This window comes from Streptomyces sp. NPDC005263 (assembly GCF_042872365.1).
Taxonomy (GTDB): domain Bacteria; phylum Actinomycetota; class Actinomycetes; order Streptomycetales; family Streptomycetaceae; genus Streptomyces.
Map to the genome: position 1 here is coordinate 19,315 of NZ_JBIAKJ010000020.1, position 12,227 is coordinate 31,541.

At 70.1% G+C, this 12,227-nt stretch carries 16 protein-coding genes; 5 read left to right on the forward strand and 11 right to left on the reverse strand.

What is annotated here, in order from left to right; translation table 11 throughout:
• Nucleotides 1–50 precede the first annotated feature (50 nt).
• The 3 genes from ACFYRY_RS41500 to ACFYRY_RS41510 all read right to left on the reverse strand — a co-directional run bounded on the left by ACFYRY_RS41500 (nt 51) and on the right by ACFYRY_RS41510 (nt 1,960).
• Entirely contained in the window at nt 51–257 is a 207-nt protein-coding gene (locus tag ACFYRY_RS41500; protein ID WP_389158277.1) for a hypothetical protein, read from the reverse strand.
• Between the two features lie 165 nt (nt 258–422).
• Complete coding sequence (locus ACFYRY_RS41505) at nt 423–539, reverse strand: SGM_5486 family transporter-associated protein (RefSeq protein ID WP_086023195.1); 117 nt, start codon at nt 537–539, stop codon at nt 423–425.
• A 68-nt stretch (nt 540–607) separates the two neighbouring features.
• The gene (locus tag ACFYRY_RS41510) at nt 608–1,960 is read right to left on the reverse strand and encodes a CynX/NimT family MFS transporter (RefSeq protein ID WP_389158279.1); all 1,353 of its coding nucleotides are present in this window, start codon (nt 1,958–1,960) and stop codon (nt 608–610) included.
• Nucleotides 1,961–2,033: 73 nt separating this feature from the next.
• On the opposite strand from ACFYRY_RS41510, the gene ACFYRY_RS41515 reads away from it, so the two are divergent.
• Nucleotides 2,034–2,744 carry a FadR/GntR family transcriptional regulator gene (locus ACFYRY_RS41515; RefSeq protein ID WP_389158282.1) on the forward strand — a complete coding sequence of 237 codons (711 nt, stop codon included), beginning with the start codon at nt 2,034–2,036 and terminating at the stop codon, nt 2,742–2,744.
• Here the strand turns inward: ACFYRY_RS41515 and ACFYRY_RS41520 are convergent.
• The 8 genes from ACFYRY_RS41520 to ACFYRY_RS41555 form a co-directional block, all read right to left on the reverse strand.
• Entirely contained in the window at nt 2,704–3,102 is a 399-nt protein-coding gene (locus ACFYRY_RS41520; RefSeq protein WP_389158285.1) for a hypothetical protein, read from the reverse strand. The genes ACFYRY_RS41515 and ACFYRY_RS41520 overlap by 41 nt on opposite strands.
• 183 nt (nt 3,103–3,285) lie before the next feature.
• Complete coding sequence (gene fabI, locus ACFYRY_RS41525; protein ID WP_389158288.1) at nt 3,286–4,053, reverse strand: enoyl-ACP reductase FabI; 768 nt, start codon at nt 4,051–4,053, stop codon at nt 3,286–3,288.
• Between the two features lie 5 nt (nt 4,054–4,058).
• Nucleotides 4,059–4,778, reverse strand: a complete 720-nt coding sequence (gene fabG / locus ACFYRY_RS41530) for a 3-oxoacyl-[acyl-carrier-protein] reductase (RefSeq protein ID WP_389158291.1) — start codon at nt 4,776–4,778, stop codon at nt 4,059–4,061.
• A gap of 160 nt (nt 4,779–4,938) precedes the next feature.
• Nucleotides 4,939–5,334 (reverse strand): type II toxin-antitoxin system VapC family toxin, encoded by a 396-nt coding sequence (locus ACFYRY_RS41535; protein ID WP_389158293.1) that lies wholly within the window; start codon nt 5,332–5,334, stop codon nt 4,939–4,941.
• Nucleotides 5,331–5,615 carry a type II toxin-antitoxin system Phd/YefM family antitoxin gene (locus ACFYRY_RS41540; protein WP_389158295.1) on the reverse strand — a complete coding sequence of 95 codons (285 nt, stop codon included), beginning with the start codon at nt 5,613–5,615 and terminating at the stop codon, nt 5,331–5,333. The genes ACFYRY_RS41535 and ACFYRY_RS41540 overlap by 4 nt, the downstream gene beginning before the upstream one ends.
• 198 nt (nt 5,616–5,813) lie before the next feature.
• Nucleotides 5,814–6,728, reverse strand: coding sequence for a helix-turn-helix transcriptional regulator (locus tag ACFYRY_RS41545; RefSeq protein ID WP_389158298.1), 915 nt, complete (start codon nt 6,726–6,728; stop codon nt 5,814–5,816).
• Nucleotides 6,729–6,841: 113 nt separating this feature from the next.
• Entirely contained in the window at nt 6,842–7,114 is a 273-nt protein-coding gene (locus tag ACFYRY_RS41550) for a hypothetical protein (RefSeq protein WP_389158301.1), read from the reverse strand.
• Nucleotides 7,115–7,253: 139 nt separating this feature from the next.
• Nucleotides 7,254–7,727 carry an ATP-binding protein gene (locus tag ACFYRY_RS41555; RefSeq protein ID WP_389158303.1) on the reverse strand — a complete coding sequence of 158 codons (474 nt, stop codon included), beginning with the start codon at nt 7,725–7,727 and terminating at the stop codon, nt 7,254–7,256.
• A 167-nt stretch (nt 7,728–7,894) separates the two neighbouring features.
• Between ACFYRY_RS41555 and ACFYRY_RS41560 the strand changes: the two genes are divergently transcribed.
• The 4 genes from ACFYRY_RS41560 (at nt 7,895) to ACFYRY_RS41575 (ending at nt 12,213) form a co-directional block, all read left to right on the forward strand.
• Complete coding sequence (locus ACFYRY_RS41560; RefSeq protein WP_389158306.1) at nt 7,895–8,755, forward strand: helix-turn-helix domain-containing protein; 861 nt, start codon at nt 7,895–7,897, stop codon at nt 8,753–8,755.
• The gene (locus ACFYRY_RS41565; protein WP_389158308.1) at nt 8,752–8,952 is read left to right on the forward strand and encodes a DUF397 domain-containing protein; all 201 of its coding nucleotides are present in this window, start codon (nt 8,752–8,754) and stop codon (nt 8,950–8,952) included. The genes ACFYRY_RS41560 and ACFYRY_RS41565 overlap by 4 nt, the downstream gene beginning before the upstream one ends.
• A 322-nt stretch (nt 8,953–9,274) precedes the next feature.
• Nucleotides 9,275–10,798 carry a TldD/PmbA family protein gene (locus ACFYRY_RS41570; RefSeq protein WP_389158311.1) on the forward strand — a complete coding sequence of 508 codons (1,524 nt, stop codon included), beginning with the start codon at nt 9,275–9,277 and terminating at the stop codon, nt 10,796–10,798.
• Nucleotides 10,795–12,213, forward strand: coding sequence for a metallopeptidase TldD-related protein (locus ACFYRY_RS41575; protein WP_389158314.1), 1,419 nt, complete (start codon nt 10,795–10,797; stop codon nt 12,211–12,213). Before ACFYRY_RS41570 ends, ACFYRY_RS41575 begins: the two co-directional genes overlap by 4 nt.
• Nucleotides 12,214–12,227: the final 14 nt, after the last annotated feature.

The following is a 12,227-nucleotide window of genomic DNA, read 5'->3' on the forward strand; positions in this document are numbered from 1 at the left end:
ATGAAACAGGCCATCGGGCTCGGAGAGTTGACGGGCGTCTTGGGCCGTGCTCAGCGCGATATCAGCTGCTGGAGGTGCTCGAAGAGCCGGGTGACGGCGGGGTCCCCGGTTGCCGCCTGGGCGTCCGTCGGGTTCAGGATCAGTGCCAGCAGGACGATGAACGCAAGCGTCGGCAGGGCGAGCGCCCACCAGGGCAGCCGGATGTCCACGCCGCCCCGGGGTGCCGGGTGGGGCCGGGTGTGCGTAGGAGCCGACATGGGTGCCTCCGCTCTTCGAGTGGTCCGTGGCCGCCGTTCGCGGCCACATCTCGAAGCTACGGAATCCGCACCCGTCAACCCATCCGGTGATCCACCCAGTTGACCCTGACCCTCACCCCCTAGGGGATGGTGGTGCTAGCCCCACCCCCGGGCGGAACGATCAGGTCACGGCGAGGCGATCGTCGCGATGATGGCGATGATCACGAAGATGGCGAAGAACGAGCCGAAGACCAGCAGCATCTTCTTCTGGCCGTTCTGGGGATTCGGATCGAGCACTGGCATACGGCAAGTCTCGCACCAGCCCCCTGGGACACCTCGCCCGGGGTGAGGTCAGAGGCTCCCCCGCCGGATCAGCGGGTCGTCTCGTCCTCCACCGTGCGGTTGCGTCCGGCGAGGACGCCCACCACCATCTGCGGCACCATCAGGGCCGCCATCAGGGCGATCGGCAGGCCCCAGCCGCCGCTGCTCTGGTAGAGCACACCCACCAGGAGCGGGCCCGGGATGGAGATCAGATAGCCGGTGCTCTGCGCGAAGGCCGACAGCTGGGCGACGCCGGGGCCGGTCCGGGCCCGCATCCCGACCATCGTGAGGGCGAGCGGGAAGGCGCAGTTGGCGACGCCGAGCAGCACGGCCCAGGCCCAGGAGCCGCCGGCCGGCGCGAAGTACAGGCCCGCGTACCCCGCCAGACCGCAGACCCCGAGCACGAGGACGATCGGCCCCTGGTGCGGCAGCCGGGTGGCGACGCGCGGGATGACGAAGGCCAGCGGCACGCCCATGACCATGGTGACGGCGAGCAGCAGTCCGGCCGTGCCCGCGGGGACGCCCGCGTCCCGGAAGATCTGCGCCATCCAGCCCATGGTGATGTAGGCGGCGGTGGCCTGGAGGCCGAAGAAGACGGCGAGGGCCCAGGCGGTACGGCTCCGGGTGATCCGTATCGCGGCCGGTGCCTCCTCGCGCGCGGGTACGGCCGCCGCGGCGGCGCCCCGGGCCGCGGAAGATCCGGTGCTCCGGTCCCGTGCGAGCGGAATCCACGGCAGCACGGCCGTCGCCGCCAGGACGGCCCACACGGCGAGCCCGGAACGCCAGCTGCCGCCCAGCGCCTCGGTCATCGGCACGGTCACGGCCGCCGCCGACGCCGTGCCGAATGCGAGGGCCATCGAGTAGACGCCGGTCATGGAGCCGACCCGGTCCGGGAACCAGCGCTTGACGATGACGGGCATCAGGACGTTGCTGACCGCGATGCCCATGAGCGCGAGGGCGCTGGCGGCCAGGAATCCGGCCGTGCCGCCCGCGTACGGCCGTATGAGCAGGCCCGCGGCGATGGCCGCCATGCCCGCGCACACCACCGCGCCCGGCCCGAAGCGGCGGGCCAGCCGCGGGGCCATGCCGCCGAAGACGGCGAAACACAGCGGGGGTACGGAGGTGAGGAGTCCGGCCACGCCGCCGCTCATGCCGAGTCCGTCGCGGACCTCTTCGAGGAGCGCGCCGAGACTGGTGATGGCGGGGCGCAGGTTCAGGGCGGAGAGCACGATGCCGACGACGACCAGGCGGGTCGCCCACGCGCGCGGGGCGTCGCCGACGGGTACGGCGGCTTTCTGGAAGTCGCTCGGGGCCGCACCGCGTGAACCGGGTACGCGGTGCGGATCGCTGACGTTCGGGGACTTCGTCGTCCGGGTGTCCTCGCTTGGCATGCGGCCCATCATAGAATCATAGGATGATTGGTTGTCCACTCCCGGGTCGCTTCCGTCGGTCCCGCCCGTGCGAAGGTGTTGTGCCATGCCCCTGAGCCATCCCCGCCGGTCGGCACTGTCCGAGCAGGTCATCGCCGCGCTGCGGCACCAGATCACGTCGGGCGAGTGGCCGGTCGGCTCGCGGATCCCGACGGAACCGGAGCTGGTCGATCAGCTCGGGGTCGCCCGCAACACGGTCCGCGAGGCCGTCCGCGCGCTCGCGCACAACGGCCTGCTGGACATCCGTCAGGGGTCGGGCACCTATGTCGTGGCGGCCAGTGAACTGGCGGGTGTGATGCACCGCCGCTTCGCGGACGCCGACCCCCGGCACATCGCCGAGCTGCGCTCCACGCTGGAGTCGTCGGCCGCGCGGCTCGCCGCCGAGCGGCGCACCGAGAAGGACCTCAAGCAGCTCGACGCGCTCCTGGTGCGACGCGAGGAGGCGTGGGACTCCGGCGACGCGGAGGCGTTCGTGACGGCGGACGCGACCTTCCACCTGGCGGTGGTGGCCGCCTCCCACAACGACGTGATGTCCGCGATGTACGCCGATCTGGGCGAGGTGCTGCGGGACTGGCTGCGGGAGGACGTCGGCGCGGAGCTGACGCCTCAGACGCACATGGACCACGCCCGGCTCGTCGACGCGATCCGCGCGGGTGACGCCCCTGCGGCGGCGGCGGAGGCCGCGAGCTATCCGTTCCTGTGCCGCCCGGGCCGGTTCAGCGCTCCGGCCGGTCCTGCGGCTGCCGGCGGTGGCTGACCCACACCGACCGGACCTCCTTCCAGCAGCGGCCGGTCAGCCGCACGGTCTGCGCGGGCCCGGCCGCGACCTCGGCGCCGTCACCGTCGATGTCCCACCAGCGGTCGCACTCGATGTGCAGGCCGACCAGGTCGACCGGCACATAGGGGTTGTGGCAGTAGGCGGTCACCCGGGAGCCGGTGATCCGGCTGCGGCAGGTGGCGCCGAACGGCTCCGGGACGCCGCCCTTGCGTGCCTGCGCACGCGCGGGTCGCACGGCGTCGTGCGGCGTGGCGTCGAACGGCATCGCGTCGTACGGCAGGGACAGCACGAGGCAGACCGCGACGGTCACTGGGGCCAGGCTTCGGGACAGGCACACAAGGGGACCTCCTCGGCCGGGCTGGGGAGGGGGCGCGTGGTGAACGCCTATTAACGCCTATTCCAGAGTGCGCGGTCGCGGCCGCTGTTCGCCCGGTCGAGTGGGCCGAACGGCTGATGGGTGCGGGCCCGCGTCCGAGAGGACAGCGGGCCCGCACCCATCAAGCGTGGCGCGGTGGCGACGTCACGCGCCGACCGCGTGCAGTCCGCCGTCCACGTGGACGATCTCGCCCGTGGTCTTCGGGAACCAGTCGCTCAGCAGCGCGACGACGCCCTTGCCGGCCGGCTCCGGGTCCTTGAGGTCCCACTCCAGCGGGGCGCGGTTGTCCCACACGGAGGCCAGCTCGGCGAAGCCCGGGATGGACTTGGCGGCCATCGAGCCGATCGGGCCCGCGGAGACGAGGTTGCAGCGGATGTTCTGCTTGCCCAGGTCGCGCGCCATGTAGCGGCTGGTGGCCTCCAGGGCGGCCTTGGCGGGGCCCATCCAGTCGTACTGCGGCCAGGCGTACTGCGCGTCGAAGGTGAGGCCGACGACCGAGCCGCCGTTCTGCATCAGCGGCAGGCACGCCATGGTCAGCGACTTCAGGGAGTACGCCGACACGTGCATGGCGGTGGCGACCGACTCGAACGGCGTGTTGAGGAAGTTGCCGCCGAGCGCGTCCTGCGGCGCGAAGCCGATGGAGTGGACGACGCCGTCGAGCCCGCCGAGTTCCTCACCGACGATGTCCGCGAGCCGGCCGAGGTGCTCGTCGTTGGTGACGTCGAGCTCGATGACCTTGGTGGGCTTCGGCAGCTTCTTCGCGATGCGCTCGGTCAGGGTGGGCCGCGGGAACGCGGTCAGGATGATCTCGGCGCCCTGCTCCTGAGCGAGCTTCGCGGTGTGGAAGGCGATGGAGGACTCCATCAGCACACCGGTGATCAGGACGCGCTTGCCCTCGAGGATTCCGCTCATGGTGATCAGTGACCCATTCCCAGTCCGCCGTCAACGGGAATGACGGCTCCAGTGATGTACGAGGCTTCGTCCGAGGCGAGGAACCGCACCGCCGCGGCGATCTCCTCCGGCCGCGCGTACCGGCCGAGCGGCACCTGCGACACGATGCCGGCGCGCTGCTCCTCGGTGAGCGTCTTCGTCATGTCGGTGTCGACGAAGCCGGGTGCGACGACGTTGAAGGTGAGGTTGCGGGAGCCCAGCTCGCGGGCGAGGGAGCGGGCGAAGCCGACCAGGGCGGCCTTGGAGGCGGCGTAGTTCGCCTGCCCCGGGGAGCCGTACAGCCCGACCACCGAGGAGATCAGTACGACCCGCCCCTTCTTGGCGCGCAGCATGCCGCGGTTGGCGCGCTTGACGACCCGGAAGGTGCCGGTGAGGTTGGTGTCGACGACCGAGGTGAAGTCCTCCTCGGACATCCGCATCAGGAGCTGGTCCTTGGTGATGCCGGCGTTGGCGATCAGCACCTCGACCGGGCCGTGCTCGGCCTCGATCTCCTTGTAGGCCTGCTCCACCTGCTCCGAGTCGGTGATGTCGCACTTGACGGCGAGGCAGCCCAGATCCGTCAGGGCGGCCGGCGGCTCGCCCGAGCGGTACGTGATGGCGACCTTGTCGCCGGCGTCGGCGAACGCGTGGGCGATGGCGAGGCCGATGCCCCGGTTGCCTCCGGTGACGAGAACCGAGCGGCTCAACGGATCACCCTTTCGATAGCGGTCGGACACACCCGCCCGGACACCTGGATGACAGGCGGCTTCTCCCGGAAAACCTATCGGTCGCGACCCACGGGCGGACAATCGGGCACCCACAGTGGCTCACGGGCCGCGCTGTCGGGTTTCTACAGTCGCCGCCCGGTCAGTCCGCCATTCCTGGCGCGTGAGCGGGCAGCCCCTCGGCCCGCGCCGTTTCCAGCATCCTGCGGTCGTACGTCACCACGGCGGTCAGATCGTCCCGCAGCGACAGCGCGCTGGCCACATGGATGGCATCCAACGTTCTCAGGCGCCCGACCAGCAGAGCCGCCCCGTCCCGCACCTCTCGGGTGAGGAGGATCTCGGTGATCCGGGTATCCAGGTCCTCCATCGCCTTGGGAAAGTGCCCCATGAGGTCCAGGGTTCGTACGGTCTCCACGAAGCCGAGGGTGCTGGTGGCGAGCGGCTGCGTGACTCGCTGCTGGAGAAAGACGTCCAGCTCGGCCCAATGGCTGCGGCGGGTCATCCACGTGACCAGCGCCGAAGTGTCCAGGTAGATCAACGGTCGTCCGCCTCGCGCTCAGCCAGGAGCAGCGCCACAGGGTCGACATCCTCCGGTACCTCGTAGTGCGGCATGCTGTGCCGGTCGGCGGCGGTGACCGCCTTCAGCTTGATCTTCCCCTGTGCCACCAGGTGCGCGTACCGTTCCATGGGCCCGCCGGCCGGTGACAGTATCGCGATCACGTTGCCATGCCGGGTGACCTCGATCGCCTCCCCCTTCTCGACGCGGGCGAAGACCGCGCTGGGGTTGTACGAGAACTCGCGCACGGAGATGGTGCTCATGGGTTCCCCTTCGATGGCCCGAGGCATGTACCTACACCACAGAAAGTGTACCCACAACGCTACAGACGCATCGCCCGCTCAGGCCGGCGCAGGGTTGCCGCAGCACCTCTTGTACTTGCGCTCGTAATCGCACCAGCAGGGGGCCATTTCGGGGCGGGGGCCGTCGGTCGTCCGCCCCGGTGCGGGCCGCGCCCGGATTCAGTCCAGGCCGACCGGAGTGATCGGCGTGACCGGGATGTCGTCGGGGCCGTTCGTCTGGACGAGCAGGAGGTCACCGACTGTGGCGTTGCGGCCGAGACCGAGGCTGGAGACCGGGACCGCACCCGGAGCTTTCGCCGTGCCGACGGGCTGAAGATGCAGCTCGCTCTCCGCGCCCTGATAGGCGAGGACCGCCCATACCTCGTCGTGGCCGATGCGGGACACCACGCTGCTCAGCCGGTCGGTGAGGACCGCGCACACGACGGTGAGCCGTTGCCGCTCCGTCCTGGGGACGGGGAACGCGGCGATCCGCTCCAGTACGCCGGGCAGCGCCAGCGTGCCCTCCAGCAGCCGCTGGACGGTCTCCCGCTCCTCGTCCCGCCCGTCCCCGGTCTCGGCCGCGGTGAAGTGCACCAGGGGAAGTCCGTCGTCCAGGGTGCGCTGCCACTTGGGCAGCAGGAAGTCGATGGTCAGGGCCTCTTCGCGGGTGGGTGGGTGTACCTCGTCGCCCTCGCCGAACTGGGTCAGCCAGGCGTTGACGTCTCCCCAGCGCCACACCGGCGAGCGCCCGGCGATCCCCTCGGGGTCCGGGAAGGGCAGCTTGTCCTGCCGCCGCTCGCCGTTCACCCACTGCTGGACGTTCTGGCGCGAACGCTCGACCCGCTCCGCGATGTCCGAGACGCCGACGAGGTCGGGGTCGGTGCGTACCAGCCTCAGGGCGGGCAATGACTTGCGCAGGCGTACGACGATGCGGTGGGCCGCGTCGATCGCGTTGACTCCGCTCTCGGAGACGTCCAGGAAGTGCCGGCCGCGGTGGCGGGTCAGCACCCCGTCGAAGGTGTCGTGGACGATGGCGACGGCCTTGTCGTCGTCCACCTCGATCCCGTCCACGACGAAGTGAAACTCGTACTCCATGGCGCCCCAGCCCCCCATGCGTATACCTGTTCGCTCTTCCTGGTATCTGTGCCCGCGCCTCTCACTCCAGGGAACGCCCCCTGGCGCAAGCTTCGCCGACCCTGGCGTTGTTGTCAATTGCCAACGCCGCCGCGGAGGGCCGCACGCGGGTCGTCCGGAGGCAGCGGGCACCACTTCGCCTTGCGGGCTATTCGACGGGCCTCCTGGCCGGGATTCTTCGGGGTGCCACCGACCCGGATCACCGTGCAGTGGTCCGGGCACGGGCAGTACAGCGTGCCCCAGTGAGCCTCCGACGCGAGCGTCCACCCGTCGGCGACCAGCCGCTTGAGGACCGCCCTGACCTCCTTGCTCGGATGGTCCGCCGCAGCGACCTCACGTCCGACCACGTACGCCTCCACAAGCCTTCGCCCGTCGCAGAGCTGACCGTCAACTCGAACAGGTCGATAAGCGTACCCGCCCGCACTGACACTGGCCGAAATCACAACTCAGCCGACACAGTGGGTCGTTGCGGAAGATGATCGTCAACTACGGCCGAACGGGACATGGTTCGTCCGGGACGCGGACCGCACACTCGGCCCACACGGTCTTGCCCGGTCCCCTCCGCCCCACCACGCCCCAGCGGTCGGCGACGGCCGCCACGAGGATCAGGCCTCTCCCGCCGTCGGCGTCCGCAGGGAGCTGCACCGCAGAGTTGGGGAGCCTGGGGTGCTCCGGGTGCGTGTCGGACACCTCGACGCGAACGAGTCCCGCGGGCCGGTCGTACGTGAGCCGCAGCTCGAAGTCGCGCCCCGGGACGCGGCCGTGCAGGACCGCGTTGGCGGCGAGTTCGGCCACGACGAGGGTGACGGTGTCGGAGGCCCGGCTGCCGTACGGCAGGTGCCACAGGTCGAGCCGGTGGGTGGCGAGTCTGCGGGCGAGTCGCGCACCGCGGCGCGTGGCGGAGAACCGCTGGGCGAACACACTTACGGTAACGGCCTCTTGGGCCCGTGGTGCTGGCATGCGCCCAACGTTCAGGGCCGCTCCAGGCCCCCAACAGGGACGACACCCATACAGGTGTGGCTGTATGGGTTCACACTCTGGACTGGGTGAGTAACTCCCCGTGACTCTGGGTGGGTCGGGTGGGGTTGAGTGAGGCGTGGAAACGTGGACACGGGAGGCACGCGGCGATGAGGGCGGATCACGGCGGAGGCGGAAACGGCGGCGCGAACGGCACGGAAACGGAGCTCTCCGACAGTCTCAAGACCTTCGGCGCGGTCCTCAAGGCACTGCGCGAGGAATCCGGGCTGACCCAGGAGGAGTTCGCGCTGCGGGTACGGTACTCGGCCGCGTACGTCGCCAAGATCGAGCAGGGGAAGCGGTTCCCGCCGGCGGATCTGCCCACGCGGGCGGAGGAAGTGCTGGGGCCGGTCGGGCACAAGGTCCTCACGGCGGCGGCGAAGAGCCTGACGCGGAGGGCGGTGTTGGCTTCCTGGTTTCGGCAGTGGGCGGAGATTGAGGAGGATGCGATCTCTCTCTACGCGTACGAGTGCCGAGCGATTCCGGGGTTGCTGCAACCTGAGGCATACATTCGGGCGATCTTCGACCGGCGGCTGCCGCCTGCGTCCGAGGAGCAGATCGAACACGAGGTGGCGTCTCGGCTGGACCGACAACAGCTCATCTCCGCCAACCAGAACACCGCGTTCAGCTTCGTCATCGAACAGAGCGTCGTAGCTCGGCGCATGGGAGGACGCGATGTCACCAGGCAAGTCATCGATCGTCTCCTTGAGATGAGTGCGCGGCGCAACGTCGAGATCCAGATCATGGCCACCGTCCAGGAAGACCACTGCGGCATCGACGGTCAGATGTACCTCGCGGAGACAGCTGCTCATCAGTGGCTCGGCTACACCGAAGGTCAGCGGTCGAGCAGCCTGATCTCCGCGCCCAAGGACGTAAGTGTCCTGCTCCAGCGCTATGGCAAGCTGCGTTCCCAAGCCCTGGACTGTCGGGCTACCGTGACGCTGCTGGAACAGACGCGAGGAGCGCTATGACTACCGCCTACGAGCTGAGCTGGTTCAAGAGCAGCTACAGCGGCAGTGAGAATGACAACTGCGTCGAGGTCGCCGTGCGTCCCGAGACCGTCCACATCCGCGACTCCAAGGACAAGCGCATCCGTCCTCTCGTCGTCACGCCGACCGCATGGGCGGCGTTCGCGACACTCGCGGCCGATGCGTCTGTGGACAGCTGAGTTCGCGTCGTACGTGACGTCAGTGGGCGGGTACGGGAACTGCTCCCGTACTCGCCCACTGGTCTGTTGCCCCCGCGTCCTACTCCGGCTCGTCCCCACCGAAGAGGTTGAGCACGTCGAGCTGGATGTCGCCGCCCGCGGCCCCGTCCGCGCACAGCGAGGTGACTGTTCCGCCACTGTTCGACCGGTCACCGCCGGCACGGCTTTCCCAGGCACCCGCCCGGGTCGAAGAGACGGGATTTTCCCAGGGATCAGCCCCCCAAGACATGATTCACTGCCCGTGACGGCCACGTAGGCGAATGCCCCCGAAGGGATCCCACCCGTGCCCCATGAAGTCGATGAGTCATTCCTGGCACTGCCGCTACGCGCCCTCGCCGACGCCGCCCTCGCCCGCGCCCGCGCTCTCGGCGCGCAGCACGCGGACTTCCGGTTCGAGCGGGTGCGCAGCGCGTCCTGGCGGCTGCGGGACGCCAAGCCCTCCGGATCGTCGGACACCACCGACCTCGGGTACGCGGTGCGGGTGGTGCACGGCGGCAGCTGGGGGTTCGCGTCCGGGGTGGATCTGAGCCTCGACGCCGCCGCCAAGGTCGCGTCGCAGGCCGTGCAGATGGCCAAGCTGGCCGCGCAGGTGATCAAGGCGGCCGGGTCGGACGAGCGGGTGGAGCTGGCCGACGAGCCCGTGCACGCCGAGAAGACGTGGGTCTCGTCGTACGAGATCGACCCGTTCGGTGTGCCCGACGAGGAGAAGTCGGGGCTGCTGGCCGAGTGGAGCGCGCGGCTGCTGGCGGCGAACGGGGTCGACCATGTCGACGCCTCGCTGCTCACCGTGCACGAGAACAAGTTCTACGCCGACACCGCGGGGACCGTCACCACCCAGCAGCGCGTCCGGCTGCACCCGCAGCTGACCGCCGTGTCGGTGGACGAGTCGAGCGGCGAGTTCGACTCCATGCGGACCATCGCGCCGCCCGTGGGACGTGGCTGGGAGTACCTCACGGGCACCGGCTGGGACTGGGAGAGCGAACTCGACCAGATCCCCGAGCTGCTCGCCGAGAAGATGCGCGCGCCGAGCGTCCAGGCGGGGCTGTACGACCTGGTCGTCGACCCGTCCAACCTGTGGCTGACCATCCACGAGTCCATCGGACACGCGACGGAACTCGACCGTGCGCTGGGCTACGAGGCCGCCTACGCCGGCACCTCCTTCGCGACCTTCGACCAGCTGGGCAAGCTGCGCTACGGCTCCGAGCTGATGAACGTGACCGGCGACCGCACCGCCGAGCACGGCCTGGCGACCGTCGGGTACGACGACGAGGGCGTCGAGGCGCAGAGCTGGTCCCTGGTGAAGGACGGCACGCTCGTCGGCTACCAGCTGGACCGGCGGATCGCGAGGCTGACCGGCTTCGACCGGTCCAACGGATGCGCGTTCGCGGACTCCCCCGGGCATGTGCCCGTGCAGCGGATGGCCAATGTGTCGCTCCAGCCGGACCCGGCCGGGATGGCCACGGAGGATCTCATCGGGGGCGTGGACCGCGGGATCTACGTCGTCGGTGACCGGTCCTGGTCGATCGACATGCAGCGCTACAACTTCCAGTTCACCGGGCAGCGGTTCTTCAAGATCGAGAACGGGCGGATCACCGGACAGCTGCGGGACGTCGCCTACCAGGCGACGACCACCGACTTCTGGGGTTCGATGGCCGCGGTGGGTGGCCCGCAGACGTATGTGCTGGGCGGCGCCTTCAACTGCGGCAAGGCCCAGCCGGGGCAGGTCGCGGCGGTCTCGCACGGCTGCCCGTCGGCTCTCTTCAAGGGCGTCAACATCCTCAACACGACTCAGGAGGCCGGTCGATGAGCCCTCGTGTGCCTGGCGGCATCACTTCGTTGACGGACAAGCCGCACGAGATCGTCGAGCGGGCCCTGGACCTGTCCCGGGCCGACGGCTGTGTGGTGATCGCGGACGAGCGGTCGACCGCGAACCTGCGCTGGGCGGGCAACGCGCTCACCACCAACGGTGTCACCCGCGGACGCACCCTCACCGTCATCGCGACCGTCGACGGCCAGGAGGGCACCGCCTCCGGGGTCGTGTCGCGGTCCGCCGTGACCGCGGCGGAACTCGAGCCCCTGGTGCGGGCCGCCGAGGCCGCCGCGCGCGGTGCCGGGCCCGCCGAGGACGCCCGGCCGCTGGTCACCGGCGTACCGGACTCCCCCGACTTCCAGGACGCGCCCGGCGAGACCTCGTCGGCCGTGTTCGCCGACTTCGCGCCGGCGCTCGGTGAGGCGTTCGCTCGGGCCCGTGCGGGCGGCCGCGAGTTGTACGGCTTCGCCAACCACGAACTGGTCTCCAGCTACCTCGGCACGTCCACCGGACTGCGGCTGCGGCACGACCAGCCCAACGGCACGCTGGAGCTGAACGCCAAGTCGCCGGACCGGACGCGGTCGGCGTGGGCGGGGCGCTCCACCCGGGACTTCAAGGACGTCGACCCGGCGGCGCTGGACGCCGAACTCGCCGTCCGTCTCGGCTGGGCCGAGCGGCGGATCGAGCTGCCCGCCGGACGGTACGAGACGCTGCTGCCGCCGACCGCCGTGGCGGACCTGCTGATCTACCAGATGTGGTCGGGGTCCGGCCGGGACGCGGTCGAGGGGCGCACGGTGTTCTCCCAGCCCGGCGGCGGCACCCGCGTGGGCGAGAGGTTGACCGAGCTGCCGCTGACGCTGCGCAGCGATCCGAACGAGCCGGGCCTGGAGTCCGCGCCCTTCGTGCTGGCGCACACCTCCGGCGGCGACCAGTCGGTGTTCGACAACGGTCTGCCCCTCACGGCCACCGAGTGGGTGCGGCGGGGAGAGCTGAGCAACCTGCTGACCAGCCGGCACAGCGCAGCGCTGACCGGGCTGCCGGTCGCGCCGGGGATCGACAACCTGATCCTCGACGGGGGTGCGGACCGCTCCCTGGAGGAGATGGTCGCGAACACCGAGCGCGGGCTGCTGCTGACCTGCCTCTGGTACATCCGCGAGGTCGACCCGGCGACGCTGCTGCTCACCGGCCTGACCCGGGACGGCGTGTATCTCGTGGAGAACGGCGAGGTCAGCGGCGAGGTCAACAACTTCCGGTTCAACGAGTCCCCGGTCGATCTGCTGGGCAGGGCCGCCGAGGCCGGGCGCACCGAGAAGACCCTGCCGAGGGAGTGGAGCGACTGGTTCACCAGGGCCGCGATGCCCGCGCTGCGGATCCCCGATTTCAATATGAGCTCTGTCAGTCAGGGCGTATAACCTCGTAGGCGGCT

Excerpts from the sequence above, each read along its gene's own strand:
- ACFYRY_RS41500 (WP_389158277.1), bottom strand. The coding sequence starts at position 257 with ATGTCGGCTCCTACGCACACCCGGCCCCACCCGGCACCCCGGGGCGGC.
- ACFYRY_RS41505 (WP_086023195.1), bottom strand. The coding sequence starts at position 539 with ATGCCAGTGCTCGATCCGAATCCCCAGAACGGCCAGAAGAAGATGCTG.
- ACFYRY_RS41510 (WP_389158279.1), bottom strand. The coding sequence starts at position 1,960 with ATGATGGGCCGCATGCCAAGCGAGGACACCCGGACGACGAAGTCCCCG.
- ACFYRY_RS41515 (WP_389158282.1), top strand. The coding sequence starts at position 2,034 with ATGCCCCTGAGCCATCCCCGCCGGTCGGCACTGTCCGAGCAGGTCATC.
- fabI (WP_389158288.1), bottom strand. The coding sequence starts at position 4,053 with ATGAGCGGAATCCTCGAGGGCAAGCGCGTCCTGATCACCGGTGTGCTG.
- ACFYRY_RS41540 (WP_389158295.1), bottom strand. The coding sequence starts at position 5,615 with ATGAGCACCATCTCCGTGCGCGAGTTCTCGTACAACCCCAGCGCGGTC.
- ACFYRY_RS41545 (WP_389158298.1), bottom strand. The coding sequence starts at position 6,728 with ATGGAGTACGAGTTTCACTTCGTCGTGGACGGGATCGAGGTGGACGAC.
- ACFYRY_RS41555 (WP_389158303.1), bottom strand. The coding sequence starts at position 7,727 with ATGCCAGCACCACGGGCCCAAGAGGCCGTTACCGTAAGTGTGTTCGCC.
- ACFYRY_RS41560 (WP_389158306.1), top strand. The coding sequence starts at position 7,895 with ATGAGGGCGGATCACGGCGGAGGCGGAAACGGCGGCGCGAACGGCACG.
- ACFYRY_RS41565 (WP_389158308.1), top strand. The coding sequence starts at position 8,752 with ATGACTACCGCCTACGAGCTGAGCTGGTTCAAGAGCAGCTACAGCGGC.
- ACFYRY_RS41575 (WP_389158314.1), top strand. The coding sequence starts at position 10,795 with ATGAGCCCTCGTGTGCCTGGCGGCATCACTTCGTTGACGGACAAGCCG.